This is a genomic window from Anoxybacillus amylolyticus (assembly GCF_001634285.1).
GTDB lineage: Bacteria > Bacillota > Bacilli > Bacillales > Anoxybacillaceae > Anoxybacteroides > Anoxybacteroides amylolyticum.
Genome location: NZ_CP015438.1, coordinates 903,638 through 930,344 on the forward strand (window position 1 = coordinate 903,638; position 26,707 = coordinate 930,344).

At 42.4% G+C, this 26,707-nt stretch carries 28 protein-coding genes and 1 pseudogene; 21 read left to right on the forward strand and 8 right to left on the reverse strand.

Going from position 1 to position 26,707, the window contains the following annotated elements:
- The first annotated feature begins 49 nt into the window (after positions 1-49).
- The 3 genes from GFC30_RS04690 (at position 50) to GFC30_RS04700 (ending at position 3,141) form a co-directional block, all read left to right on the forward strand.
- Positions 50-880, forward strand: coding sequence for an aldo/keto reductase (locus GFC30_RS04690; protein ID WP_066323103.1), 831 nt, complete (start codon positions 50-52; stop codon positions 878-880).
- Between the two features lie 182 nt (positions 881-1,062).
- A complete protein-coding gene (locus GFC30_RS04695; RefSeq protein ID WP_066323104.1) occupies positions 1,063-1,749 on the forward strand; it encodes a zinc metallopeptidase in 687 nt (228 codons plus the stop codon).
- A 54-nt stretch (positions 1,750-1,803) separates the two neighbouring features.
- The gene (locus tag GFC30_RS04700) at positions 1,804-3,141 is read left to right on the forward strand and encodes a hemolysin family protein (protein ID WP_066323105.1); all 1,338 of its coding nucleotides are present in this window, start codon (positions 1,804-1,806) and stop codon (positions 3,139-3,141) included.
- 26 nt (positions 3,142-3,167) lie between these two features.
- Here GFC30_RS04700 and GFC30_RS04705 read toward each other — a convergent pair whose 3' ends face one another.
- Positions 3,168-4,067: an RluA family pseudouridine synthase gene (locus GFC30_RS04705; RefSeq protein WP_066323106.1), complete on the reverse strand. Its 900-nt coding sequence runs from the start codon at positions 4,065-4,067 to the stop codon at positions 3,168-3,170.
- 114 nt (positions 4,068-4,181) lie between these two features.
- Here GFC30_RS04705 and GFC30_RS04710 point away from each other — a divergent pair, with 114 nt between their 5' ends.
- Positions 4,182-4,574, forward strand: coding sequence for a DUF5365 family protein (locus GFC30_RS04710; protein ID WP_066323107.1), 393 nt, complete (start codon positions 4,182-4,184; stop codon positions 4,572-4,574).
- Positions 4,575-4,628: 54 nt separating this feature from the next.
- On the opposite strand, the gene GFC30_RS04715 is transcribed toward GFC30_RS04710, so the two are convergent.
- Both GFC30_RS04715 and GFC30_RS04720 read right to left on the reverse strand, forming a co-directional pair.
- On the reverse strand, positions 4,629-5,105 hold the full coding sequence (locus tag GFC30_RS04715) for a thioredoxin family protein (RefSeq protein WP_066323108.1): 477 nt from the start codon (positions 5,103-5,105) through the stop codon (positions 4,629-4,631).
- Positions 5,102-5,542, reverse strand: coding sequence for a disulfide oxidoreductase (locus GFC30_RS04720; protein ID WP_066323109.1), 441 nt, complete (start codon positions 5,540-5,542; stop codon positions 5,102-5,104). The genes GFC30_RS04715 and GFC30_RS04720 overlap by 4 nt, the downstream gene beginning before the upstream one ends.
- Positions 5,543-5,768: 226 nt before the next feature.
- Between GFC30_RS04720 and GFC30_RS04725 the strand changes: the two genes are divergently transcribed.
- The 7 genes from GFC30_RS04725 (at position 5,769) to GFC30_RS04755 (ending at position 13,612) form a co-directional block, all read left to right on the forward strand.
- On the forward strand, positions 5,769-6,203 hold the full coding sequence (locus tag GFC30_RS04725) for a CBS domain-containing protein (protein ID WP_409978499.1): 435 nt from the start codon (positions 5,769-5,771) through the stop codon (positions 6,201-6,203).
- Between the two features lie 122 nt (positions 6,204-6,325).
- Positions 6,326-8,071, forward strand: coding sequence for a phospho-sugar mutase (locus tag GFC30_RS04730; protein ID WP_066327144.1), 1,746 nt, complete (start codon positions 6,326-6,328; stop codon positions 8,069-8,071).
- A gap of 601 nt (positions 8,072-8,672) precedes the next feature.
- Complete coding sequence (gene ltrA, locus GFC30_RS04735) at positions 8,673-9,932, forward strand: group II intron reverse transcriptase/maturase (RefSeq protein WP_066322684.1); 1,260 nt, start codon at positions 8,673-8,675, stop codon at positions 9,930-9,932.
- Positions 9,933-10,027: 95 nt separating this feature from the next.
- Positions 10,028-11,140 carry a GAF domain-containing sensor histidine kinase gene (locus tag GFC30_RS04740; RefSeq protein WP_066323111.1) on the forward strand — a complete coding sequence of 371 codons (1,113 nt, stop codon included), beginning with the start codon at positions 10,028-10,030 and terminating at the stop codon, positions 11,138-11,140.
- Positions 11,137-11,763, forward strand: a complete 627-nt coding sequence (locus GFC30_RS04745; protein WP_066323112.1) for a response regulator — start codon at positions 11,137-11,139, stop codon at positions 11,761-11,763. The genes GFC30_RS04740 and GFC30_RS04745 overlap by 4 nt, the downstream gene beginning before the upstream one ends.
- Positions 11,764-11,871: 108 nt before the next feature.
- Positions 11,872-12,402, forward strand: coding sequence for an NADPH-dependent FMN reductase (locus GFC30_RS04750; protein ID WP_066323113.1), 531 nt, complete (start codon positions 11,872-11,874; stop codon positions 12,400-12,402).
- Positions 12,395-13,612, forward strand: a complete 1,218-nt coding sequence (locus GFC30_RS04755) for an MFS transporter (protein WP_066323114.1) — start codon at positions 12,395-12,397, stop codon at positions 13,610-13,612. The genes GFC30_RS04750 and GFC30_RS04755 overlap by 8 nt, the downstream gene beginning before the upstream one ends.
- A 25-nt stretch (positions 13,613-13,637) precedes the next feature.
- On the opposite strand, the gene GFC30_RS04760 is transcribed toward GFC30_RS04755, so the two are convergent.
- Positions 13,638-13,889: a YhdB family protein gene (locus GFC30_RS04760; RefSeq protein ID WP_066323115.1), complete on the reverse strand. Its 252-nt coding sequence runs from the start codon at positions 13,887-13,889 to the stop codon at positions 13,638-13,640.
- 173 nt (positions 13,890-14,062) lie between these two features.
- On the opposite strand from GFC30_RS04760, the gene GFC30_RS04765 reads away from it, so the two are divergent.
- Entirely contained in the window at positions 14,063-14,305 is a 243-nt protein-coding gene (locus GFC30_RS04765; protein ID WP_066323116.1) for an MFS transporter, read from the forward strand.
- 33 nt (positions 14,306-14,338) lie between these two features.
- Here the strand turns inward: GFC30_RS04765 and GFC30_RS04770 are convergent, their stop codons facing one another.
- Together GFC30_RS04770 and GFC30_RS17455 are read right to left on the reverse strand one after the other, a co-directional pair.
- Positions 14,339-14,938, reverse strand: coding sequence for a DedA family protein (locus GFC30_RS04770; RefSeq protein ID WP_066323117.1), 600 nt, complete (start codon positions 14,936-14,938; stop codon positions 14,339-14,341).
- 113 nt (positions 14,939-15,051) lie between these two features.
- Positions 15,052-15,165: a DUF6254 family protein gene (locus tag GFC30_RS17455; protein ID WP_238583544.1), complete on the reverse strand. Its 114-nt coding sequence runs from the start codon at positions 15,163-15,165 to the stop codon at positions 15,052-15,054.
- A 111-nt stretch (positions 15,166-15,276) separates the two neighbouring features.
- Between GFC30_RS17455 and GFC30_RS04775 the strand changes: the two genes are divergently transcribed.
- From GFC30_RS04775 to GFC30_RS04800, 6 genes and pseudogenes are all read left to right on the forward strand, one after another.
- On the forward strand, positions 15,277-15,456 hold the full coding sequence (locus GFC30_RS04775; RefSeq protein WP_066323118.1) for a small acid-soluble spore protein H: 180 nt from the start codon (positions 15,277-15,279) through the stop codon (positions 15,454-15,456).
- Positions 15,457-15,537: 81 nt separating this feature from the next.
- A pseudogene (locus tag GFC30_RS04780) lies at positions 15,538-16,326 on the forward strand (SpoVR family protein); the annotation flags it as partial.
- A gap of 234 nt (positions 16,327-16,560) precedes the next feature.
- Entirely contained in the window at positions 16,561-16,959 is a 399-nt protein-coding gene (gene tnpA, locus GFC30_RS04785; protein WP_066323119.1) for an IS200/IS605 family transposase, read from the forward strand.
- A gap of 12 nt (positions 16,960-16,971) precedes the next feature.
- Positions 16,972-18,081: an RNA-guided endonuclease InsQ/TnpB family protein gene (locus GFC30_RS04790; protein ID WP_066323120.1), complete on the forward strand. Its 1,110-nt coding sequence runs from the start codon at positions 16,972-16,974 to the stop codon at positions 18,079-18,081.
- 332 nt (positions 18,082-18,413) lie between these two features.
- Positions 18,414-20,285 carry an RNA-binding domain-containing protein gene (locus GFC30_RS04795; RefSeq protein WP_066323121.1) on the forward strand — a complete coding sequence of 624 codons (1,872 nt, stop codon included), beginning with the start codon at positions 18,414-18,416 and terminating at the stop codon, positions 20,283-20,285.
- A 123-nt stretch (positions 20,286-20,408) separates the two neighbouring features.
- The gene (locus GFC30_RS04800) at positions 20,409-21,827 is read left to right on the forward strand and encodes a SpoVR family protein (RefSeq protein ID WP_066323122.1); all 1,419 of its coding nucleotides are present in this window, start codon (positions 20,409-20,411) and stop codon (positions 21,825-21,827) included.
- Positions 21,828-21,866: 39 nt separating this feature from the next.
- Here GFC30_RS04800 and GFC30_RS04805 read toward each other — a convergent pair whose 3' ends face one another.
- Together GFC30_RS04805 and GFC30_RS04810 are read right to left on the reverse strand one after the other, a co-directional pair.
- Complete coding sequence (locus GFC30_RS04805) at positions 21,867-23,168, reverse strand: ammonium transporter (protein ID WP_066323123.1); 1,302 nt, start codon at positions 23,166-23,168, stop codon at positions 21,867-21,869.
- A complete protein-coding gene (locus GFC30_RS04810; protein WP_066323124.1) occupies positions 23,165-23,533 on the reverse strand; it encodes a P-II family nitrogen regulator in 369 nt (122 codons plus the stop codon). The genes GFC30_RS04805 and GFC30_RS04810 overlap by 4 nt, the downstream gene beginning before the upstream one ends.
- Before the next feature lie 148 nt (positions 23,534-23,681).
- On the opposite strand from GFC30_RS04810, the gene GFC30_RS04815 reads away from it, so the two are divergent.
- The 3 genes from GFC30_RS04815 (at position 23,682) to GFC30_RS04825 (ending at position 26,706) form a co-directional block, all read left to right on the forward strand.
- Positions 23,682-24,050: a YidH family protein gene (locus GFC30_RS04815; RefSeq protein WP_066323125.1), complete on the forward strand. Its 369-nt coding sequence runs from the start codon at positions 23,682-23,684 to the stop codon at positions 24,048-24,050.
- 296 nt (positions 24,051-24,346) lie between these two features.
- A complete protein-coding gene (locus tag GFC30_RS04820; protein WP_066323126.1) occupies positions 24,347-25,696 on the forward strand; it encodes a cytochrome ubiquinol oxidase subunit I in 1,350 nt (449 codons plus the stop codon).
- Positions 25,693-26,706, forward strand: a complete 1,014-nt coding sequence (locus GFC30_RS04825; RefSeq protein WP_066323127.1) for a cytochrome d ubiquinol oxidase subunit II — start codon at positions 25,693-25,695, stop codon at positions 26,704-26,706. The genes GFC30_RS04820 and GFC30_RS04825 overlap by 4 nt, the downstream gene beginning before the upstream one ends.
- The last annotated feature ends 1 nt before the right edge of the window (position 26,707 follow it).

A 26,707-nucleotide genomic window follows, 5' to 3' on the forward strand; every position in this document is an offset into this window, starting at 1 on the left:
CTCTAAAAAATGGATAATAGAAATGTACAAATTTGGAAGGGGGAGTGCGATGAAAACGTTACGAGACGGTGCTGTATTACATAATGGAGTGAAAATGCCGTGGCTTGGGCTAGGTGTGTATAAAGTGCAAGAAGGAGAAGAAGTCGTTCAAGCAGTAAAAACGGCGATTGAAATTGGCTACCGTCATATTGATACAGCGTCATTTTATCAAAACGAAGAAGGAGTCGGCCGAGCAGTAAGAGAATCAGGTGTGCCGAGAGAAGAATTGTTTATTACGACAAAAGTATGGAATTCTGACCAAGGGTACGATACAACGTTAAAAGCGTTTGAAGAAAGCTTAAAGAAATTAGATCTTGCGTACATCGATTTATATTTAGTTCACTGGCCTGTTAAGGGGAAATATAAAGAAACGTACAAAGCGCTCGAAAAGCTATATAAAGACGGATTAGTTCGGGCAATTGGGGTAAGCAACTTCCAAATTCACCATTTACAAGATTTAATGGCAACATGCGAAATCAAGCCGATGGTGAACCAAGTGGAGTACCATCCGCGCTTAACGCAAAAAGCGCTTCATGCGTTTTGTAAAGAGAACGGTATTCAGCTCGAAGCGTGGTCACCGTTGATGCGTGGAGGGGAGCTATTGAACGAACCGGTGCTAGTGGAAATCGGGAAAAAGTATGGTAAAACGCCAGCGCAAGTAATCCTCCGCTGGGACTTACAACACGAAGTAGTGACCATCCCGAAATCGGTTACCCCACAACGTATAAAAGAGAACGCCGACATATTTGATTTTGAATTAACAGCGGAAGAAATGGAAGCGATCGATTCGTTGAATCAAGAGAAACGAATCGGTCCAGACCCAGATAATTTCGATTTTTAATATGAAGAGGCTTCGGATGAAGCCTCTTTTTGTAAATAAAAGGGATTTGTATAGCCGTTTATTTTTAGCATACTAAAGAAAAAGGGCTTTGTTTGACGGAAAATAATAAGGTGAAGTAAAATAATTATTAGTATAAACATATTTTTATGTATGTTATACGAAGACTAATGGAGGGTTTAGGAATGTTTTTCCATCCGATGGATTTTCTTATTCTTATTGCGTTCGGGATTTCGTTATGGGCGCAAATGAAAGTATCGTCCAATTTTCAAAAATGGTCAGAAGTACCAGCTTCTTCTCGTTTGAGTGGAGCAGAAGTGGCAAGAATGATTTTAGATCGCAATGGACTTTATCATGTACCAGTGGAAGTAGTGCCAGGAAGTTTAACCGATCATTATGACCCTATTTCGCGAACTGTCCGTTTGTCCGAGCCGGTGTATTACGGTCGGTCGATTGCGGCGATTTCCGTCGCGGCTCATGAAGTCGGGCATGCGGTGCAGCATCAGCAATCATATGGAGCGTTAGTGCTTCGGCATCGCATGTTTCCAATCGTCAACTTTACGTCGGGAGCAGCACCATTTTTATTATTAGCAGGGTTTATTTTTCACCAGTTTTCCCTTCTTGGCTTAGGCATTATTTTCTTTTCCTTTGCTGTTGCGTTCCAGCTTATTACGCTTCCAGTCGAGTTTAATGCCAGCGCAAGAGCAAAGAAATTTATGGTGGCGGAAGGGATTATTTATCCTGGTGAAGAGCGCGGGGTCAATAAAGTGCTTGGGGCTGCAGCGTTGACATACGTTGCTGCGGCGTTGATTTCTGTGCTAGAATTGCTTAAATACATTTTGATTTTTACGCAAAGTAATGAGGAAGATTAAACTAAGGCTCGTAGGAGGTGTAATCCGTACGCGAACGCCGCGTACGGAAGTTCATTGGACATATTTAGTTTATTGATGGTAGCGGTCTTAATTGCTGTGACCGGCTTTTTCGTCGCTTCAGAGTTTGCCATTGTGAAGGTACGGGCATCGAGAATTGATCAACTAATTAGCGAAGGAAATAAGCGGGCGGTTGCAGCGAAAAAAGTTATTTCGAGTCTTGACGAGTATTTATCAGCAAACCAATTGGGAATTACGATTACATCGTTAGGATTAGGTTGGCTTGGGGAGCCGACGGTCGAAAAATTATTGTTGCCGTTATTAGAGAGGGCGCACATATCACCATCGCTTGCTCATGTATTATCATTTGCGATTTCGTTTGCTAGTATTACGTTTTTGCATGTCGTCGTTGGGGAATTAGCACCAAAGACGCTGGCGATTCAAAAGGCAGAAACGATTACGTTATTTACTGCAAAGCCGTTAATTTTATTTTATAAAGTAATGTATCCGTTTATATGGTTACTTAATACATCTGCGCGTATCGTTACGAGTATATTCGGTTTAAAACCTGCTTCCGAGCATGAACTTGCCCATTCGGAAGAAGAGCTTCGCTTAATTTTATCAGAAAGCTATAAAAGCGGAGAAATTAACCAATCTGAATATAAATACGTGAATAATATTTTCCGTTTTGACGATCGGGTGGCAAAAGAAATTATGGTGCCACGCAAAGAAATTGTTGCTCTTGATATTCACCATTCGGTAGAGGAATATCTTGACATTATTAAAGAAGAAAAGTATACGCGCTATCCGGTGATTGATGGCGATAAAGACCATGTTCTTGGTCTTGTAAACGTAAAAGAAATATTTACGGATCTTGTCACTAACTCGTCAGATGGGAAAGAGTTAAAAGACTATATTCGGCCGATTATTCAAGTGATCGAGTCGATAGCGATTCATGATTTGCTTGTGAAAATGCAAAAAGAACGAATTCATATGGCCATTTTAGTTGATGAATATGGCGGAACGTCGGGGCTTGTAACAGTAGAAGATATTCTAGAAGAAATTGTTGGGGAAATTCAAGATGAGTTTGACGTGGATGAAACACCGCTCATTCAAAAAGTCGATGAAACGCATACCATTCTTGATGGGAAAGTGCTCATCAGTGAAGTCAATGATTTATTTGGCTTAGCGATTGATGACACAGATGTCGACACGATTGGCGGCTGGATTTTAACGGAGTATTACGATATTAAAGAAGGGGATACGATTGAGGTGGATGGGTATTCATTGAAAGTAGTAGAAATGGATGGTCACCACGTCAAAACGATTGAAGTAACGAAAAAGGAAATACAACCAGAGCAAGAAATGACGGAAGGAATTCAAGCACATTCATAAACGAGGCAGGCTTTCTGCCTCGTTTTTTACGGAAATGGGACTATTCCGTCCGAACAAGGAGCAATGCACGTAATCGTTTCGTTTGTAAACGGATGCGAAAACGTTAGTTGAGCAGCGTGGAGAGCTTGTCTTTTATATTCATCCGCGCTTCCTCCGTATAAAACGTCTCCTGCGAGCGGGTGACCAATATAGCTCATATGCACACGGATTTGGTGCGTCCTTCCTGTATCTAGCGTTAGTTCGACGAGCGATGTGTTGGAGCTTTTGAACGTTTCTAATACGCGATAATGGGTAATCGCTTTATCGCCCGTTTTCGATACCCTTCGTCTTGTCGGATGATGGCGGTCACGACCGATTGGCGCGTTAATTGTTCCGCTCATTGTTTTCATAATACCATGAACAATCGCGAGATACGTCCGTTTGATTTGGCGTTTTTCGAGCATCCGATCGAGCATCGCAGCAGATAAAGCGTGTTTGGCAAATAAAATCGCCCCAGACGTATCCCGGTCAAGACGATGAATATGGCGGACTTTTGTGAAAATCCCGTCAGACTGTAGATAAAATGCGACTACGTTAGCTAACGTTCCCGTTTGGTTCGAGGAGGTCGGATGTACGTCTATGTCTGCTTGTTTATTAATAACGAGCAGGTGCTCATCTTCCCATAAAATATCAAGCGGTTGGTACGTTGGTTGAACATCTGAGATTTCGGGCTTATACAGCCATAATTGCAGCCGATCTGTTTTTTGTAAAACGGTTTGCAATGGAGCGTTCTTTCCATTTACTTTTACGCCTTTTTCCATACGGAGGTGGTGCAGCCATTTTTTCGGCGCCCCCCATGTTTCTTTCAGCAACGATTCCACCGTTTGTCCGCTCCATGCGGGAAAGTCGGCAAACTCCAGCCATTCTCCTTTTCGAGTCATAAACATTGTTCTTCTCCTTTATGATAGTGGAAACACTTTCTACCGCTAATGGTTTGTCATCTGTGATACACTCATAGTATCATATGTGAGGCAATAGGACAAAAAAGGTGGTATGGAACATTGAAAGTAGTATATGCAGCAACGCGAGAGCATGAAGAGTATGTGGAGAGGTTGATTCAACACTTTTACAGCTATATTTTCCCGAAATATTTTGATGATGAACAGATTCGTGAGTTTGAGCAATTCAATATTCTTTCAATCTCCTCGGATTATTATAATGGCACGATGCGAGAAGCGTTTCAAATCATTTCGTCGTTACAGTCGTTAATAACGGTGATTGAGTGCATGGAAACAAACGGGCTGAACGAAGAATACCGCCATTTGTTTGAGCGAAACGTGCGCCTGTTAGAACAGCACGGAGTGGCGTTTCCTTTTACGATTGAACAATTTCGGCAAAAACGTCCATTCATTTTTAGCATGTATTCTCCCCCAGCGAGCGATTGGGTTATGTGAAAAGGTGTCCTAACGTGGAGCACCTTTTCACTGCATGGACGAAAAACAAGCGGCTCATCCTTCGCTTTTTTTGAGGGATGCAAACCAGTCACGGAAGACGCTTTCTTCGTGGTAGCCGTCAATTCGTTTCACTTCTTTCCCTTTTTCAAAATGAACAATAGTTGGGGTTCCATCGATATGGTAAGTATCCCAACCTTCTTCAAATTCCAGTAAGTTAAACAGTTTTAAGTCAATTCCCATTTTTTTTGCCATCGGGATGACGATTGGCGTCGTTTTATGGCAGTGAGGGCAAGTTGGGCTGTAAAAATAAACGGTGACGGTCTCATGATTTTTTAGCTTTTTTGCCAATTCATCTGGCAAAATAATGTTTTTATAGTTCGGATCGTCGAGTTGAGCGACAGTGGCTGGGTTTAGCTCTGCTTTTTTATATGGATTGTTTTGTGCTTTCTCTTTTTGCTGGTAAGAGGTAATCCATGAAATGGCGATAAATAAGGCGGCGATAATAGCTCCCAAAATAAAAATTTTTTTCAACGTATATTCCCTTCTTTCCATGTCCGGATAATCAATAAGCTGAGCGTACTAATGATAATAAAAGCGGTTAATGCTAACAATGGAATCGTAATAAATCCGAGCCAGTTAAGATAATCACTAGTACACGGAATGCGGCCGCACAAGGGCACGTGAGTTTGAAAAAATGGAATTTTTTGAATGAAGTAATGGTAAAAAGAAATGGTTCCGCCAACGACCGATAATGCCAAACTATAACGGGCAACACCATATTCTTTACGAATGGCTGCCAGTCCTAACAAAATGACTTGTGGGTACATGAAAATGCGTTGAAACCAACAAAGATCACAAGGGATAAATTTCAGCACTTCAGAAAAATAAAGGCTACCGAGTGTAGCGATTAATGACACACCCCATGCAACGATAAGAAAATTTTCTAATTTTTTTTCTATCCCATTCATTGCAATTTCCCCCATGTGTTTATATGTAAGCGAGCAATTTAAAGCAGAAATGGAAACGAAGCATATGTTTATTATAGTCGAGAAATAGAGGGTTGTAAAATTCGATATGGAATAGAAAATGCATGTTTTCATGAGGATTTAGAGAAGATCTCTAATGTAAACATTATTTTCTACCTATACGTTCAGCCAAAATGGTGACACTAATCGATGAAAGGGGAGGATAACATTGAATAATAACAGTGTGAAAAGCATTATGACAACAGATGTTGCGACCGTTTCTCCGAACCAAACGGTGCAAGAAGCAGCACGGCTAATGAGCGAAAAAAATATCGGAGCACTTCCTGTTGTCGAGAACGGACAAATTAAAGGAATGATTACTGACCGTGACATTACATTACGGACAACGGCAGAAGGCAAAAATGCTTCGATTCCAGTATCGCAAGTAATGTCCACAAATGTCGTTACCGGAACGCCAAATATGAGCGTTGAAGAAGCGGCAAATATGATGTCCCAGCATCAAATTCGACGTCTTCCAATTGTGGAGAATAACCAGCTACGTGGGATTGTTGCGCTAGGGGATATTGCGACAAACCACGCATATGATGAAGCGGCAGAACAAGCGTTAACGAACATTTCCGAACCGTCTCAGCCGCAAGCGTAATGACAGAAGGATGCTACATATTGAATGTGGCATCCTTTAATATTTGCTTTTTTTTCTAACAGGAATATCGTATGATGGTGACGAATACAACAATTAGGAACGATGATTTGGAGGGATTTGGATTGGGTTGGAGAAACAAGTACGAACAGTGGATGGCTTATGAACAGTTAGATGAAGAGTTAAAAGCGATATTGCAGCAACAAAGTAGCGATGAAAAATGGCTCGAGGATTGCTTTTATAAAAATTTGGAATTTGGCACGGGTGGCATGCGCGGGGAAATTGGCCCTGGAACAAATCGGATGAACGTCTATACGGTGCGTAAAGCGTCGGAAGGATTGGCACGATACATAGAGTCATTTGGTGAGGAAGCGAAAAAGCGAGGCGTCGTCATTGCCTACGATTCACGGCATAAGTCGCCAGAATTTGCGATGGAGGCGGCAAAGACGCTCGCGACTCACGGAATTCAAACATACGTCTTTGATGAATTGCGCCCGACACCGGAACTTTCGTTTGCGGTTCGTTACTTACAAGCATTTTCCGGGATTGTCATCACCGCAAGCCATAACCCACCGGAATACAACGGATATAAAGTATACGGGGAAGACGGAGGACAACTTCCTCCTGACAGTGCTGACGCTGTTATTCGTTATGTCAATGAAGTTGAAAATGAATTGGCGATTGCCGTCGAAGACGAATCGACATTAAAAGCAAATGGATTGATTCGAATAATTGGTGAAACGATTGATCACGCATACATTGAAAAGCTAAAAACGATTTCGCTTAATCCACAGCTTTCACAAGAAGTAGACGTGAAAATTGTATTTACCCCGCTGCACGGTACAGCCAATAAGCCTGTGCGTCGTGCGTTAGAAGCGCTAGGCTACAAAAACGTCGTTGTCGTCAAAGAGCAAGAGCGGCCAGATCCGAACTTTTCGACTGTAAAATCGCCAAATCCAGAAGAACACGCGGCATTTGAACAAGCTATTCGTGTCGGAAAAGAAATCAATGCGGACTTATTAATCGCAACGGACCCAGATGCTGACCGGCTAGGGATTGCGGTAAAAAACGAAGCGGGGGAATATGTCGTCTTAACAGGCAATCAGACAGGTGGCTTGTTGCTTCATTATATTTTGTCGCAAAAGCAGCAGCAAGGAACGCTTCCGAAAAATGGCGTCGTACTGAAAACAATTGTGACGTCTGAGTTCGGTCGGGATATTGCGGCTTCGTTTGGATTGCCGACGATTGATACGTTAACAGGGTTTAAATTTATTGGCGAAAAAATAAAAGAATATGAGCAAACAGGGCAATATGCGTTTCAATTTGGATATGAAGAAAGTTATGGCTATTTAATTGGCGATTTTGCCCGCGACAAAGACGCAGTGCAAGCAGCGGTTTTAGCGGTGGAAGTATGCGCATTTTACAAAAAGAGCGGCTTATCGTTATACGAAGGGCTAATGCAATTGTTTGACCAATATGGCTATTACCGAGAAGGGTTAACATCATTAACCCTAAAAGGAAAAGAGGGAGCGGAGCAAATTCAAGCGTTGCTTTCTTCTTTCCGCAAGCAGCCGCCGACAGAAATGGCTGGAAAGAAAGTTGTTGTAATAGAGGACTACGAAGCGCGGGAACGAACCGATACACGAACGAACGAAAAAACAACGATTACGCTTCCGACGTCGAACGTATTGAAATATTTACTTGAAGACGGTTCATGGTTTTGTTTACGTCCTTCCGGAACGGAACCGAAAGCAAAAGTGTATTTTGGCGTAAAGGGGCGTTCGTTAGCGGAAAGTGAGCAACTTCTCGAACAGCTAACCACGGACGTCATGGGACGGGTATATCATTATTTAAATGTGGTGGCAAAATAAGATTCATGCGAAAAAGACAATGCCAGTGGCGGTATTGTCTTTTTCGCGTGCGTCCGGCATGGGTGTAGTCTATAGGGTGAAAGTCCCGAACTGCGAAGGCAGAAGTAGCAGTTAGCTTAACGCAAGGGTGTCCGTGGTGACGCGGAATCTGAAGGAAGCGAGCGGCAAACTTCCGGTCTGAGGAACACGAACTTCATAAGAGGCTAGGTATCATTGGGTGAGTTTGCGCGACAAAACAAAGCCCTTTCTGCCGAAGGTGATATCGAGTAAATGAAGCAGATGGATGGAAGGAAAGACTGCACTCTTACCCGGGGAGGTCTGATTGGAATGCCGAGTTCCCTTGGCAACCTATCCAGTGATGGATAGCTGAACAATCAGAAGTCAGCAGAGGTCATAGTACCATCCTTGCTCGAGAAAGGGTGGGAAGGACTGAACCATGAAGAGAGAACGAAATCTACGCATTCAGTACCTGTGAAGAACACAGACAATCCGAAAGGACTTACTTAGAGGAGGAAGCGGTGAATCCCGTGGGGGACTCTAAGAGGGTGGAGCAGGAACTGGCATAAGGAGAACCTTCGTTCACGTAGAAAGGGAAGCGAAGATGTTAATGGAACGAATCTTGTCACGTGGAAATCTTCTAACGGCGCTCAAACGAGTGGAACAAAATAAAGGAAGTCACGGCATCGATGGAATGTCCGTAAAAGACCTACGAAGACATCTCTATGAAAACTGGGACTCCCTCCGGGAAGAGTTAAGAACAGGAACCTACCAACCTGCACCCGTACGTCGTGTCGAAATCCCGAAACCAAATGGCGGAGTGAGGATGTTAGGAATACCTACCGTGACAGATCGTTTCATTCAACAAGCAATCGCTCAAGTGTTAACCCCAATCTTTGACCCAACCTTTTCGGAAAATAGTTATGGGTTTCGTCCGAATCGGAGGGCTCATGATGCGGTAAGGAAGGCGAAAGAATATATCAAAGAGGGTTACCGCTGGGTGGTCGATATAGACTTAGAGAAATTCTTTGATAAAGTCAATCACGACCAATTGATGGGGATACTCGCCAAGCGAATCGAAGACCGCATCCTACTGAAGTTGATACGAAAATATCTTCAATCAGGAGTCATGATAAATGGGGTTGTCCAAATAACGGAAGAAGGAACACCGCAGGGAGGACCGCTTAGTCCACTTCTATCCAACATTCTCCTAGACCAATTGGACAAAGAGTTGGAAGCAAGGGGGCACCAATTTGTCCGATATGCGGATGACTGCAACATCTATGTGAAGTCATGGAAAGCAGGACAGCGTGTGATGAAATCGGTATCGACCTTCCTCGAACAGCACCTAAAATTGAAGGTAAACAGAGAGAAATCAGCAGTAGACCGTCCGTGGAAACGGAAGTTTCTAGGGTTCAGTTTCACCTTTCACAAAGATCCAAAGGTGCGAATAGCCAAAGAAAGCATGGAACGGCTGAAAAGAAAAATACGAGAAATAACTTCTCGGTCGAAGCCTTATCCGATGGAAGTAAGGGTGGAAAGACTGAACCAATACCTCACAGGATGGTGCGGATACTTCGCGCTAGCAGATACCCCGAGCAAATTCAAAGAAATAGACGAGTGGATAAGAAGAAGGCTGAGAATGTGTGAATGGAAACAATGGAAGAAACCTAAAACAAGAGTTAGAAAGCTGATTGGATTAGGGATTCCAGAATACAAAGCATACGAATGGGGAAACACCAGAAAGAAATACTGGCGAATCGCCCACAGCCCAATTCTACACAAAACCCTCGACAACTCCTATTGGAGCCAACGAGGGCTGAAAAGTCTGTATAATCGCTACGAATTTCTGCGTCAATCTTAGTGGAACCGCCGTATACCGAACGGTACGTACGGTGGTGTGAGAGGTCGGGGGTTAATCACCCCCTCCTACTCGATTATAAAGGGGAGAATGGGAAGATGGAAGAGCTACAAACATTAAAAACGATAGCGGAAACGCTAAATGAAGCAAATGACTTACAAGCAATGCTTCATACGGTATTAAAGCAACTGGTGAACTTAACAAAATTACAATGCGGCTGGATCTTTTTCGTTGAAAAGGGGCGGTATTCGCTTATTGCTGACTATGAACTGCCGCCTGCTTTGTTAAAAGAGGAGAAAAGGGTGATGTGTGAAGGAGATTGTTGGTGTTTAAACCGATATAATGATGGGAGATTAAAACGCGCGGTGAACATTATCGAATGTAAGCGATTAGAAGAGGCGATTGCAGGGAATTGGGGGGAAACGAAAGGAATTACCCATCATGCGACAGTGCCGCTTCGAGCAGGAGAAGAAACGTTCGGGCTATTAAACGTTGCTTCTCCTCATAAACATACATTTTCTAATAAAGAATTAGCGTTGTTGGAATCGGTAGCTTATCAAATTGGTACTGCAATTAAGCGAATAAAACTAGCGGAAAACGAGAAAAAGCACGCTTTATTGGCGGAGCGCAATCGACTTGCCCGCGATTTACACGATTCCGTCAGCCAATTGCTTTTTTCCTTGTCGCTTACTGCCCGTGGAGCAAAAGAAATGGCTGTGGATGAAGCGTTGCAAGTAGCGTTAAATGACATCCAGCAGCTAGCACACGAAGCGCTCCAGCAAATGCGAGCACTCATTTGGCAACTTCGTCCGCAAGGATTAGAAAACGGGCTAGCTAGCGCTTTCATGAATTATGGCAAAATGCTGGGGCTTTGTGTAAATGTCCAACTTCACGGGGTGCTTCATTTGCCAAGTGAAATAGAAGAATGTTTATGGCGCATTGGACAAGAGGCGTTAAATAACTGCAAAAAGCATGCCGGTGTTTCAGACGTTTCGATTTTGCTTTTTGACGAGCGAGAGCAAGTACGTATGGAAATGGTTGATCAAGGTCGCGGGTTTCATTATACAGGGGAAGAAACGCTCTCCTTTGGGCTAAAAAGTATGAAGGAACGAGCGGAGGCAGTAAACGGCACGTTTTCGCTAGAAAGCGACATCGGAAAAGGAACGAAAATAACGATACGTATTCCGATGCCAAGGGGGAAAAATGAATGATTAAAGTGTTAATTGTTGACGATCATCATATCGTGCGCCGGGGGCTAGTGTTTTTTCTAAAGACGCAAAAAGACATTTCCATTGTTGGGGAAGCAGCGAATGGAGAAGAAGCTGTCCGGCTTGTGGCGGAGCGTTGTCCGGATGTCGTGATTATGGATCTTGTCATGCCAGAGATGGATGGAATCGAGGCAACGCGAAAGATTAAAGAGCTATCACCACAGACGAAAATACTTATTTTAACGAGTTTTTCCGATGAAGATTATGTCATCCCAGCGATTCGCGCCGGGGCATCCGGCTATCAGCTCAAGGATATTGAGCCGGATCAACTCGTAGAAGTGCTCCGCTCTATCTATCAAGGCGAAAACCACCTTCATCCGAAAGCGACTGCGCATATGATTACGCACGTGAGCCAAAAAGAAGGGCGACTCGTTGAAGAACTAACGAAACGAGAAAAAGAAGTATTGGCAGAGATTGCGAAAGGAAAAAGCAATAAAGAAATTGCAGCAACGTTAATGATTACCGAAAAAACGGTGAAAACGCACGTATCGAATATTTTCGCAAAGCTAAACGTTGCAGACCGAACACAAGCTGCGTTATATGCCGTGAAACATCTCGGACTTTAGTCGTACGTTTTGTTGGGACGATTGGTGGAGTGAAAGATCCGTTTTCTTGCCGATGGATTCGACGTTTGCGCGGGTTATATTGTTAGTAGAAACGGAGGAGTGCAAACGATGAATATAGTTGTTGTAAACGGAAGTCCGCGCAAATATGGACGAACGAGAATTGTGGCGAAGCATATTGCCGAGCGATACGGGGCGGCGCTGTTTGACGTCAGTGAAGATATCTTACCACTTTATAATGGAGAAGAGGGACAAATGGAGTTGCCGCTTGTCAAAAAACTACATCAGCTAATGAAAAAGGCAGAGGGGGTAATTCTTTGTTCTCCAGAGTATCATAACGCAATGAGTGGGGCATTAAAAAATGCACTTGATTTTTTAGGAAGCGATGAATTTGTTGATAAACCAGTAGCGTTAATCGCTGTAGCAGGGGGAGGAAAAGGGGGAATCAATGCTTTAAATAATATGCGCACCGTGATGCGCGGCTTATATGCCAACGCCATTCCACGTCAGCTTGTGCTAGATCCAACGGCTTTTGCGGTGGGGAGATTAACGACTACTGACGCAAAGCAAGTGGATGCACTTATCTCGGAATTACGTCGGTACGTGACGGCCGTACGATATTTGGAGGTGGCAGATGAATAGCCTGTTTCGTGATCGTCGCTTACATTATTTAATGACGGCAAATACCTTTTCGTCTGTCGGAACAGGGATAACGATGATTGCCATTCCTTGGTTATTCATGAAAAAACATGGCGGAGAAACGATGTTTGGCATAATTACAACGACATTGACTGTCATCATGTTTTTGCTTACGCCAACTGTCGGAATGTGGATTGATCGAGTGTCGCGTAAAACGCTACTACTTGCTGGCGAAGCATCTGGGTTTATCATTGTCAGCTCGTTTGCGTTCATTGGAACGAGCGGAAACGAATACTACCCGTGGCAGTTGGCGATATTATTTGCGAGTGGATCTTTGTATTATTTTCTTTTTTACCCGACGATGTTTGCGTTTACACAAGAAATATTTGAACGAGAGCAATATGAAACGTTGAACGGCATCATGGAAATTCAAGGACAATTAGCGACCGTTCTCGCTGGTGGATTAGCTAGCGTGATGCTAGGAAAGGTAGCCTTCCACTGGCTGTTATGGCTAGACGCTTTCACCTATTTCGTCGCGTTTTTCTGTTTATCGCTCATTTCGTATCGTCGTACGCGGCAAGCGACAACAATTGTTCCTTTTTGGAACAAATTCACGGAAGGGTATCGCTATATGCGAAAGCATCCATCACTATTTTGGTTTTTTCTCGCTTCGTTTATGCCATTCATCGGGGTGATGATGACAAATTATTTGCATCCGATTTATATTGCGGATGTATTAAAAGAAGATAGTTCCGTTTACGGAACCCAAAGCATGATTTACGGAATCGGAGCTGCTCTAGCAGGAGCAATCGTTCCATTTCTTATTAGGCGAATGGGAACGGCAGCTAGCGTGCTGTTAAATGTCGGCATGTATGCGTTCGGGGTGACAATGTTTTTTGTATGGCGAGAACCGTTTCTTTTTTATGTGTTTGTCGTATTAACGGCGTTTGGCAATGCAGGGGCGAGAGTTGCGCGTAGTTCGCTTATGATGGCGGTTGTTCCAAACGATAAAATAGGAAGAGTGGACAGCTTGTTTCGTGCACTAGGATTTATGATTCGCTTTTTATTATTAGGGGCATTTACAGGGTTGGTGGCGACAGGACATCTTCTTCTTCCTTACGCCATATTGAGCGGATTGTTATTTTTGGCGTTATGGATTGTATGGAAACTTTCGGAAATTACAAACAAATCGAACATATCCGAAGCATCGTAAAAGGAAGGGGCCTCCCTTCCTTTTGTTAATAATAAGTATACTGTTTTGTTGCTTCGTTTTGTTCGTTTGTTTCTAACGCATGGTCGATGTAGCGCAACAGAGCAGTCAGCCGCTTTTGAATGACAGAATAGTCGTGTTCAAAGTTATAGGCGTGCAGAAAATGTTCGATTTTTTTCGAAAGCAAATCATCTTCCGTGCGAACCATTAAAATGAGCAGATTGTCCCATTCTGAGCGGTGCGTGTAATATAATGCTTTATCATAATCGATTGTGTTCATATGCTTGCCTCCTTCGTTGAGGAGCTACTACTAGTGTGTGACGAGAAATTTATTTTTTGCTCTGTAAATGTTTCGTAATGAACCAAAAAATAAATTATAACTGAAAATAAAGAAAATGTGCGAATGAAAATATTGCAATTTTGTGACAAAAATATTATCTTTAAAGAAAGGGGATGATGATAATGAGAAATGATGGAAAAGAAATTACAAAAATGTGCAAAATGATGGCGTCTGTTGGATTGATTGTCGGGTTTGCGTTATTTTTGTTAAGTTTTATCGCAAGCGCTTACAACCAAGACTTTTTCTTAACGATTGTTAGTTTAGGGATTATGGGCGCTTCCATGGTGATGTTCGGATTCGGTACGTTTATGGGCATTTTGACGGAAACATATCAAAAAACAGAATTGCCCTCTTAAAAGAAGCGAGCACCGTTTTCTAGAAAACGGTGCTTATTTATTAGGAAAGGCTTTTCTATTTTTTAAATAAAAAAAGAAGATGATGATAGCGACGACAAGTGGGATTAGGTAACTGCTGTAATGCTCTGCGTATTGTTTTACCATTTTCCAATCCCTCCCTAATGTCCTTCCCAATGTGATGAATGTAAAAACCCAAAAAAAGGCGCCAGTGTAGGCAAAGATGGCAAATTTTTTAAAGCGGTACTCGTTAATTCCCGCAAGAAAGGCGGAGACGTGGCGGATGCCCGGGATAAAATAACCGATGAATAAGACGAACGGTCCCATTTTTGTAAAAAGCGTTTTTGCTTGCTCGATTCGTTTTTCGGTAATATGCAGTTTTGGCCCGAATTTATGCAAAAAAGGAGAGCCTAACCGGATACCTAAATAATAGCTAATCGTAATGCCTAATAACGCCCCAACGAAACTGCATGTTAAAGTGAAGGGATAGGACATCATACCGGTTGAAACATTGTATCCAACATATGTCAATAACACTTCATCGGGCACAGGAAGACCGATAATTCCTCCGGCTAAGGCAATCATAATACCGATATAGCCAAAGTGTTCAATAAAATGATGCAAATGTTGTTCCATTCAATCACCGCACTTTACTTGTTCATCGTTATTTATTATAAACGACGGAGCGATGCAAAGGAAGCGGTGCTGTAAAAAACCCGCTCCGATGAACGGCAAGCGGGAGATAATCGTTATTTGCCTTCTTTGTCTAACTGTTCAAATGACTTTGCTTTTTCGTGCGGTGGATTTTGTGACTGTTTGCGCACCTTCCATTGTCGCTCTTTTTGCCGTTTGGATTGTGTCAAGACGTTCACCTCCCTTTTTAGGATGGCATGTTTCATTGTAGGACATACGTATAGTTTAGCGATGGACAACAAATATTATAATTGTGATTAACGAAAAAGGAGGAGTTGCTGATGAACGCAAAACGCGCACAAGAAATAGCAGCGTCACCAGTCATGGCGAATGTGACGTACAATGGGGAGCGCATTTATATTGAACAAGTGGATGAACAAAACGGCACCGCTTTAATTCATCCGTTACATGCGCCAAATAACAAGCAACGAGTAGCAGTTTCGAGCCTGCAAGAACATTAAACACCACATTTTTGTGGTGTTTTTCTTATGTATCAAATCCCCCTCTTGTTCATACATTGAGGTAAAGGGGGGGGAATGGGAATGAAACAGGATGATTTAAAGGCGTTGGAGCGGGCGATTGCGGAAATTACGGAAATCGCGGAAGGATTTGGACTAGATTTTTATCCAATGCGTTATGAAATTTGTCCGGCGGATATCATTTATACATTCGGGGCGTACGGAATGCCGACGCGCTTTTCCCATTGGAGTTTCGGCAAACAGTTTTATAAAATGAAGCTTCATTACGATTTAGGACTTAGTAAAATTTATGAATTAGTCATTAATTCCGATCCATGTTATGCCTTTTTGCTCGATTCCAATTCTTTGATTCAAAATAAGCTGATTGTCGCCCACGTATTGGCCCATAGCGACTTTTTCAAAAACAATATTCGCTTCAGCAACACGAAACGCGATATGGTTGAAAGCATGGCTGCGACAGCGGAACGGATTAAACAGTATGAGCATCACTATGGAAAATTGGAAGTAGAGAAATTTTTAGACGCGGTGTTGGCGATTCAGGAACATATTGACCCGTCGCTTTTGCGGCCGAAGCTATCGTGGACGCTTGAGGATACAGAAGTATATGAAGAAGAGCAAGTGAAGCCGAGCCCGTATGACGATTTATGGTCGCTTGACAAACGAAATAAGACGGCGCCGCCTCCGCGCAAAAAACGGCGTAAATTACCGCCGCAGCCGGAAAAAGATGTACTTTTGTTTATTGAGGAGTATAGCCGTGAACTGGACGACTGGCAGCGGGACATTATGACAATGATGCGCGAAGAAATGTTGTATTTTTGGCCACAGCTTGAAACAAAAATCATGAATGAGGGCTGAGCTTCGTTTCGCAAAGGAGCTTCAAATATGTAAATGTGGAATCACTTGTATACGAAAGTGATTTTTTTATTTGTTTGATGTTGCAATTTTTAACATCTTTCCGAAAGAAGTCTCCCACTTCTAAACGAAGTGAAAGTGGGAGATGAATTTCGGTGAGGCGTAGGTATGAGTTGTTTCTTTTTTTGTGTTATGATATAATCAGTCTTAGAAAAATGAAAGACTGTTGTATAAATGAAATTAGACAATAATAACCATTCAGTATTCCTGTTGTATTATCATCTTGTTCTGGTGGTAAAATATCGCAGACAAGTGATTGATGATACCATATCTGACTATGCAAAAGATATGTTTGTGAGATTGGGGAAAAATTACAATATTTCCTTGGTCGAATGGAATCACGATATGGACCATGTGCATATTTTGTTCAAAGCACATCCGAATAGTGAACTATCAAAGTTCATCAATGCCTATAAAAGTGCAAGTTCTCGACTGATTAAAAAGCATTTTCCGCAAGTGAAAAGAAAACTGTGGAAAGAATATTTTTGGTCAAGAAGTTTTTGCCTGCTTACAACGGGCGGTGCCCCCCTTAAAGTAATAAAAAAATATATAGAAAATCAAGGGATGAAGTGATGTGGTGTCGATATGGTAAACAAAGCCTATCAGTTCCGCTTGTACCCAACAAAAGAACAAGAACAGCTGCTTGCCAAAACCTTCGGTTGTGTCCGTTTCGTTTATAACAAAATGCTTGAAGAACGCATACAAATTTATGAAAAGTTCAAAGACGACAAAGAAGCTTTGAAAAAACAAACATTTCCGACCCCTGCCAAGTACAAAAAGGAGTTTCCTTGGCTTAAAGAAGTGGATAGCCTTGCGCTGGCAAACGCCCAATTGAATTTGCAGAAAGCGTTTCAAAATTTCTTTTCGGGTCGTGCTGGATTTCCAAAGTTCAAAAACCGCAAGGCGAAACAGTCGTACACCACAAATGTGGTCAATGGCAATATTCAACTTTCAGATGGCTATATCAAGTTACCCAAACGGAAATGGGTCAAGTTCAAGCAACATCGGGAGATTCCTGCCCACCATATCATCAAGGCTTGTACGATCACGAAAACAAAAACAGGAAAATACTATGTTTCTATTCTTACAGAGTACGAACATCAACCTGTACCAAAAGAAATACAAACGGTTGTTGGGCTTGATTTTTCCATGAATACGCTGTATGTCGATAGCGAGGGTAAGAGAGCCAATTATCCTCGTTTCTATCGGCAAGCATTGGAAAAATTAGCGAAAGAACAACGGATATTATCACGCCGAAAGAAAGGGTCTAATCGTTGGCATAAACAGCGTCTGAAAATTGCAAAGCTACATGAAAAAATGGCGAACCAACGAAAAGACTTTCTGCATAAGGAGTCGCACCAATTAGCGAAACTTTATGATTGCGTGGTCATCGAAGACCTCAACATGAAAGGGATGTCGCAAGTCCTGAATTTCGGCAAGAGCGTTCATGACAACGGCTGGGGGATGTTCACGACATTTCTCCAATACAAGTTAGAGGAGCAAGGGAAAAAGCTTATCAAAATAGATAAGTGGTTTCCGTCATCTAAAACTTGTTCATGTTGCGGTCAAGTAAAGGAATCTTTATCGCTTTCTGAGCGTACATTCCGCTGTGAATGTGGATTCGAGAGCGACAGGGACGTCAATGCGGCAATCAATATCAAACATGAGGGCATGAAACGATTAGCGATAGCCTAACTTGTCCTCGAACCGTGGGACACACGGGGATCGCTCAGTCAACTTCCCGTCATGAGATGGGATTACCTGAGAAGTCTCCACCTCTAAGCGAAGCGTAGGTGGTGGGAGCATGTCACTTATTGCTCATTTGATTAATGGTTTGCTGTATGGTTCGATAATGTTTAGTGATCATGCTAAAATAACGTTTGTAATACATTTTTGTCTTAGTGAATCATAAATTTCTTTGACAAATGGAAAATTGTATAATTTGTTGAATGTTAAAAGGATTGTTTCTTTTCGTTGTCAAATAATTTGTAGTAAATATTAGAAATTTAAAGGGGATATATGGCGGAATGGACCCGAAGGATTTGTTGCGTATTATAGACGATGGAGAAAATGCTGAATTGGAATGTAAAGCAGCCAAAGGCGGGTTACCGAAAGATGTTTGGGAAACGTATTCTGCTTTTGCAAATACAAATGGCGGTATTATTTTGCTTGGGGTCGAGCAAAAAGGACAAGAGTTTTTCCCAGTCGATGTTGATGCAAAAAAGTTAGTCAAAGACTTTTGGGATGGAATTAATAATCCACAAAGGATTAGTAAAAATATCTTAGTGGATCGAAATGTAGAAATTGTTCAAGTTGACGGAAAAGAAATCGTGAAAATTTATGTTCCAAGAGCTTCACGTGAGGACAAGCCAATTTATATTGGTCATAATCCTTTTACAGGTACATATCGCCGCAATTATGAAGGAGACTATAAATGTACAAAAGAAGAAGTACAGCGAATGATAGCGGACCAATCTCCAATTCCTCAAGACAGCAAAGTTCTTCCCAATTACGGTTTAAATGATTTGAATATGGAATCGGTGAGAAGTTATCGAAATCGCTTTTCTTCTTTGAAACCAGATCATCCTTGGAATGGTTTAGAACTGAAGGAATTTTTATATAAAATTGGAGCTTTGGGAAGGCTACGCGAAACCAACGAGGAAGGGCTAACATTAGCTGGGTTGCTCATGTTTGGGGAAGAGCGCAGCATTACAGAGTATTTACCGCAGTATTTCTTAGAATATCGGGAAAAGAGTTCGGATGTGCCGGGGGAGAGATGGACAGATCGGATTATTTCTTCCGACGGCACTTGGTCGGGGAATTTGTATGATTTTTATTTTAAAGTGATCCGCAGACTAACGGATGATTTAAACATTCCTTTTCAAATGGAGGGGATTTTTCGCAAGGATGATACAAGGGTGCACGCTGCTCTTCGTGAGGCTTTAGTCAATACGTTGGCTCATGCCGATTACTACGGGCAACGCGGAATTGTTATCGAAAAGGAAAAGATGTTATTTCGATTTTCCAACCCGGGTGTTCTTCGGATTCCCTTGCAACAAGCACTGAAAGGTGGAATAAGTGATCCGAGAAATCCAACGATTTTTAAAATGTTTATGTTAATCGGACTTGGTGAACGGGCAGGGTCGGGGATTGAGAATATTCATTTGGCGTGGAAAGAACAACATTGGACTGCCCCAGAATTAATTGAAGAATTTCAGCCGGATCGCACGATTCTTACGTTGCGAACAACTTCATTATTACCGCAGGAAAGCGTCGATTTTCTAAAAGCAGTTCTTGGGAAACATTATAAGTTTTTAACCAATGATGAAGTATTAATTTTAGTGACGGCACATCAAGAAAATTATGTGACTAATACGAGATTGCAAAGCCTGACAGATAAAAAGAGTGATGAAATAAGCAAATTATTATCCGGACTTGTGGAAAAAGGATATTTAGAACCAAATGGACAAGGAAGAGGTACAAAATATACGCTAACGGAAATGTTTCATCAAAAGTCTATAGGGAACTCCAGATATAATCGGATAAGCTCCGGACCTAATGTTAATAACTCCGGACTTAACGCTGCTAACTCCGGACCTAACGAAAACGGACAAACAAAAGATCGTGAAAAAGTTCTATTCGATATTTCTGAATTGACAAGGAAGAAAAAAAGATTACATCCTTCCGAAATGGATGAAATCATTTTAAATCTTTGTGCCATTAGGCCGTTAACGCTCAAAGAATTAAGTGAATTACTGAATCGGCAGATGGATCCTCTTCGCAAAAAGTACATTTCACGATTGCTTAAGGAAGGAAAGTTAGAACTGCTATATCCAGAGCAAGTAAACCATCCGAAACAAGCATATATGACACGCTCTCTTTTTACAAACCAGCATTAGGATACTCGATTCTTCATGCCGGTTTATTGTTATGTATATAATTTTATAAATGTATGTTTTCGTTCTATGATGCGTATCAAATCCCCCTCTTGTTCATACATTGAGGTAAAGGGGGGAATGGGAATGAAACAGGATGATTTAAAGGCGTTGGAGCGGGCGATTGCGGAAATTACGGAAATCGCGGAAGGATTTGGACTAGATTTTTATCCAATGCGTTATGAAATTTGTCCGGCGGATATCATTTATACATTCGGGGCGTACGGAATGCCGACGCGCTTTTCCCATTGGAGTTTCGGCAAACAGTTTTATAAAATGAAGCTTCATTACGATTTAGGACTAAGCAAAATTTATGAACTAGTGATTAACTCTGACCCGTGCTACGCCTTTTTGTTAGACTCTAATTCGCTTATTCAAAATAAGCTAATCGTTGCTCACGTATTGGCACATAGTGATTTTTTTAAAAATAACGTTCGCTTCAGCAATACAAAGCGTGATATGGTCGAAAGTATGGCAGCGACAGCGGAACGGGTTAAGCAGTACGAGCATCAGTATGGAAAATTGGAAGTGGAAAGGTTTTTAGATGCCGTATTGGCGATTCAAGAACATATTGACCCATCGCTTTTACGACCGAAGCTATCGTGGACGCTTGAGGATACAGAAGTATATGAAGAAGAAGAGCAAGTGAAGCCGAGCCCGTATGACGATTTATGGTCGCTTGACAAACGAAATAAGACGGCGCCGCCTCCGCGCAAAAAACGGCGTAAATTCCCGCCGCAGCCGGAAAAAGACGTGCTGTTGTTCATTGAAGAATACAGCCGTGAACTCGAAGATTGGCAGCGCGATATTTTGACGATGATGCGTGAAGAGATGCTTTATTTTTGGCCGCAGCTTGAAACAAAAATCATGAATGAAGGATGGGCGTCGTATTGGCATCAGCGCATTTTGCGGGAGATGGACTTAACGAGTGATGAGGCAATTGAGTTTGCGAAGCTGAATGCAGGAGTTGTGCAGCCGTCGCGAACGAGCATTAATCCATATTATTTAGGGTTGAAAATTTTTGAAGACATTGAAGAGCGGTGGAACAATCCGACAGAAGAGATGAAGCGAAGAGGGGTGAAACCGGGTTCAGGAAGAGAGAAAATTTTCGAAGTGCGTGAATTAGATTCCGATATTTCATTCCTTCGCAATTATTTAACGAAAGAGCTTGTCATGCGCGAAGATATGTATTTATTTCAAAAGCAAGGAAAAGACTATAAAATTGTCGATAAAAACTGGGGAAATGTTCGTGACCAGCTAGTAAGTATGCGTGTTAATGGGGGATTCCCATATATAACTGTAAACGACGGCGATTATATGCGAAACGGGGAGCTCTATTTAAAACATTGGTACGAAAGCATTGAACTCGATATTAAATATTTAGAAAAAGTGCTTCCGTACATTTACCAGCTATGGGGGCGTACAGTGCATATGGAAACGATGGTGGAAAATAAACCGGTGTTGTTTACGTATGACGGAAAAACGGTGCATCGGAAGTATATATAAAAAGGGCGCCCCTTTATGCAAGGGCACCCTTTTTTCTTTTTATCCAAGTGCTTTTTTGTTGTTGACTGGAGCAACGACAATGCCGGTCGTTTCTTCAAAGTCATACAAGCCGGTAGGAAGATCGGTAAAACGCTCTAGTTCGTTGTAGGCTGGAATACCATGATACGCCATATCCAATCCTTCTTCCTCCTCGCGCTCTGTTGCGCGGAATCCCACTGTTTTTTCACAAACTTTTGCCATTAACGTCCCTCCGAGCATCCCCCAGACGATGACAACCGCTGCTCCTAATAACTGAACAAGGAAGAGCGAAACATGACCGGTCGTAAGAAGACCTTGCGACGTATCAAACAACCCGACAGCAATCGTACCGAACACGCCATTGAAACCGTGCACCGCTACCGCACCAACCGGATCGTCCACTTTAACCGAATCAACAAATAATGTCGCGTAGATGACGATGATTCCGCTGATCGCCCCAATGACAATTGCGCTCCATTGGGAAACGAACGCGCATCCGGCTGTGATGGCGACAAGACCTGACAACACGCCGTTAATCGTCATACTCGGGTCGGCTTTCCCGTATTTTTTCATCGTTAGAAAGAGCGCGGTTGTTCCACCGCTTGCCCCAGCTAACATCGTATTAAGCGCAATCGAAGCAAGCGACGTATTTGCGGCGTCTAGCGTACTTCCAGCGTTAAAAGCAAACCAACCGAACCATAAAATAAACGCACCTGCTGAAGCTAGCGGAATGTTACTTGGGGCAAAGACGTTGACGCTTCCGTCTGAGTTAAACCGTCCTTTTCTCGGACCTAACAGCTTTGCCATGGCGAAAGCAGCGAAGCCTCCGACTGCATGAATGGCTGCGGAACCGGCAAAATCTTTCATTCCTAATTTCGCTAACCACCCATCGCTATTCCAAATCCAATGGCCGGACAACGGGTAGACGATTGTGCAGATGAGCGCAGCGGTCATGATATATGCTTTAAAACTCATGCGCTCTGCCACAGCGCCAGAAATGATCGAGATGCATGCGACCGCAAAACCGATTTGAAAAAGGACAAACGCGGCGCTAGGCAGCTTGAGCGAAAGCGAAATATTTTCAGGCGCTCCGAACAAATTCGTGCCGATCAGTCCAAACGCATCTTTTCCGAACATCATGCCAAAACCGATGAGCCAAAACGCAAGCGCTCCGATCGTTAAGTCGACAAAAATTTTCATCGTCACGTTGACGGCGTTTTTTGTCCGGACGAGCCCTGCTTCCAATAAACTGAATCCGCCTTCCATAAATAACACCATCGCCGCTGCGAGAACGACCCAAATGGTATTCACATACGTCATCATGAACGTCCCTCCTGTTGGTTTGCTAAATCGTCAATATCATAATCGAGCGTTCCTGTGCGAATGTTGTAAGCCTCTAAAATCGGATAAACAAAAATTTTTCCATCGCCTTCTTCTCCTGTTTGGGCGGCAGCGACAATCGTTTGAATCGTCCGTTCCACCATATAGTCGGAAAGGATGATTTCGAGCTTGACTTTTGGATGTAAGGTGACTTTATAGTTTTTGCCGCGATACACTCCTTGCGTATCTTTCTGCTTTCCTCTTCCGACGACTTGAGATACCGTAAAACCAGTGACGCCGATTTGCTTTAGCCCTTTAATTGTCTCCGTTAATTTTTCTGGCCGGATAATCGCCTCAATTTTTTTCATGTTTCCTTCACCCCGCCCGTTTGTTAGATTTTCTAACATTATATGTTAAACATTATAACAACGGAAAATATTCTGTCAATAGGAAGCGATAAATTTTTACGCTTTGAAAACGAAAAGTGATATGATGTTGATGGAAGGAGGATGTGTAATGGGGAAGCAAAAGCAGACGACCGAAGACTCGAAATATATTCAACAACATCTCGCGAACGAACGGACGTATTTGGCATGGGTTCGGACAGCAATTGCAATTACAGGTATTGGATTTTTAATCATTAATTTGCATATCAAATCGTCGTTTCACTCATTGTCCAATGCTGCTGTGCAAGGGATTGGAGCGCTTTCCGTACTGGCGGGGGTAAGCACGATTGTTTTTTCTACCATAAGCTATTTTCAAAAAGCAAAACAAATTAACGAACAGACGTTCCGTACTTCTAGACCTCTCATTTTGTTCCTATCCGTTCTTATGTTGATTGTCCTCTCCGTGTTCGGTGTCTATTTTTTCACTGTTCTTTTATAGGACAGTGACATAAAATCGACAAAATTTCGTCACGGTTTTGCCATTGCATGTTTCTATGCTTTTCGTTACTTTTTAAATATACATGTGAAAAATATCACAAATTAATTTTGTGCACAATGAAAGCGAAAGGGAAGGGGCTATAGTTTTATCCCTATATGTATAATGGAAATAGAAGGAAGGGGTTGCAGTATGTGGAAAACGCACGAAAAACGGTTAGTGGTGCTTAGTTTTGTCGTCGCTTCGATTATGTTGCTGTCGATGATAGGAAGATTGTTTTCGTGAAGGAGGGAGTTTGGATGTTCACCTATGATCCGGTGTTGTTTAGCCGAATATTGACAGAGTTGACACTTACGTTTCACATTATTTACGCAACGATCGGCGTTGGCGTCCCACTCATGATTGCAATTGCGCAATGGGTAGGAATTCGAAAAAAGGATGAGCATTACATTTTATTAGCGAGACGATGGACGCGTGGGTTTGTCATTACAGTAGCGGTCGGGGTGGTTACAGGTACAGCGATCGGGCTACAACTTTCGCTATTATGGCCAAATTTTATGAATTTGGCAGGGCAAGTGATTAGCCTTCCGTTATTTATGGAAACGTTCGCGTTCTTTTTTGAGGCGATTTTTTTAGGTATTTATTTATATACGTGGGATCGTTTTAACGACCAGAAAAAGCACTTTTTATTGTTGATTCCGGTGGCGATCGGTTCATCGGCCTCCGCGCTCTTTATTACGATCGTCAACGCGTTCATGAATACGCCGCAAGGATTTGAACTGAAAAACGGTGTGATTACGAATATTCAGCCGCTTGTCGCGATGTTTACGCCAGCGATGCCGACAAAAGTGGCACACGTATTAACGACAGCGTACATGACATCAGCGTTTGTCTTAGCGTCGATTGCGGCGTACCATCTTTTCAAAGGGAATCGCCACCCGTACCATAAAAAAGCACTTCATTTGACGATGAAAGCGGCGCTTATTTTCTCGCTTGCTACGATTGTTGTTGGGGATTTGTCTGGAAAGTTTTTAGCAAAATATCAGCCAGAAAAACTAGCGGCTGCCGAATGGCATTTTGAAACGAGCACGCATGCCCCGCTCGTCTTGTTCGGGACGCTAGATGACAACAAGGACGTGAAAAACGCCATTAAAATCCCATACGCCCTTAGCATTTTGGCACATAATCAGCCAAGCGCTGAAGTAACAGGATTAAATGATATTCCGAAAGAGGAGCAGCCGCCGTTATATATTCACTATTTGTTTGATTTGATGGTGCTTATCGGAATTTGGTTGACAGTTATTGCTGCTTTATATTGGGCGGGCATGAAAAAAGGGTTAGCGTTTACGATGAAAAAATCGTTTTTGCTGCAGTTAGTATGGTCAGGTCCGCTTGCGATGCTCGCGATTGAAATTGGTTGGTATTTTACAGAAGTGGGAAGACAGCCTTGGATTTTGCGCGGGTATATGAAAACAGCGGAGGCAGCGACCAAATCTGCCCATGTCGATACGTTGCTTGTTGTGTTCTCGCTTCTTTATATCGTGTTGGGGATTGCTAGTGTAGTCGTGTTAACGAAAATGTTTCGCAACAATCCGGTGGAGCGAGAGCTTGAAGAACGTGCGTTCAATCAAGGAGGGGTTTCCTCATGACGTTAGAAATAGTAGGGATTTCTGTATTATGGCTGTTTTTATTCGGCTATATTATCGTTGCATCGATCGATTTTGGCGCTGGTTTTTTTAGTGCATATAGTGAAATAGCAAACAAAAAGCATGTGATTCATCAAGTGATTCAACGGTATTTGTCGCCAGTGTGGGAAGTGACAAACGTATTTCTCGTTTTTTTCTTCGTCGGCATGGTCGGTTTTTTTCCAAAAACAGCCTATTACTACGGAACGATTTTATTAGTTCCGGCGAGCATTTCCATCATTTTGCTGGCGATTCGTGGTTCGTATTATGCTTTTAGTACGTACGGCATAAAAGACAATAAAGCGTATATGTTCCTATATGGAATGACAGGTGTGTTTATTCCGGCATCACTTTCGATTGTGCTCACGATTTCAGAAGGTGGATTTGTGCGGATGGATGGTAGAGAGCCGGCGTTATTATATAAGCAGTTATTCGTTAGCCCGTTCACATGGAGCGTTGTTTTGTTAAGTTTGACGAGCGTGTTATATATTTCGGCGAACTTTTTAACGTATTATGCGAATGCCGCCGGGGATGACCGAGCGCGCGACTTGTTGCGACAATACGCGCTTGTTTGGAGTGGACCGACCATTTTATCCGCGCTTGTCATTATTTATCAACTAAAACATCATAATGCGGAACATTATACCAAAATGATGGATGTATCATGGATGTTTGTTGTTTCGTTTCTCTTTTTCGTCTTATCGCTTTACTTGCTTATAAAAAAACGTTATTTTGGTTGGTCGTTTATTAGTTTAGTGTTGCAATATGCGTTTGCGTTTTACGCATACGGTATTTCGCATTATCCGTATTTGCTTTATCCGTACTTGACGATTTATGACAGCTTTACGAATCGCACGATGGCTGTTGCTCTTGTCATTGCGTTTATCGCTGGATTGTTCTTGCTCGTTCCGTCGTTGTTTTTGTTATTGAAGTTATTTTTATTTGATAAAAAATATGTCAAAGGACAAGTGTAAG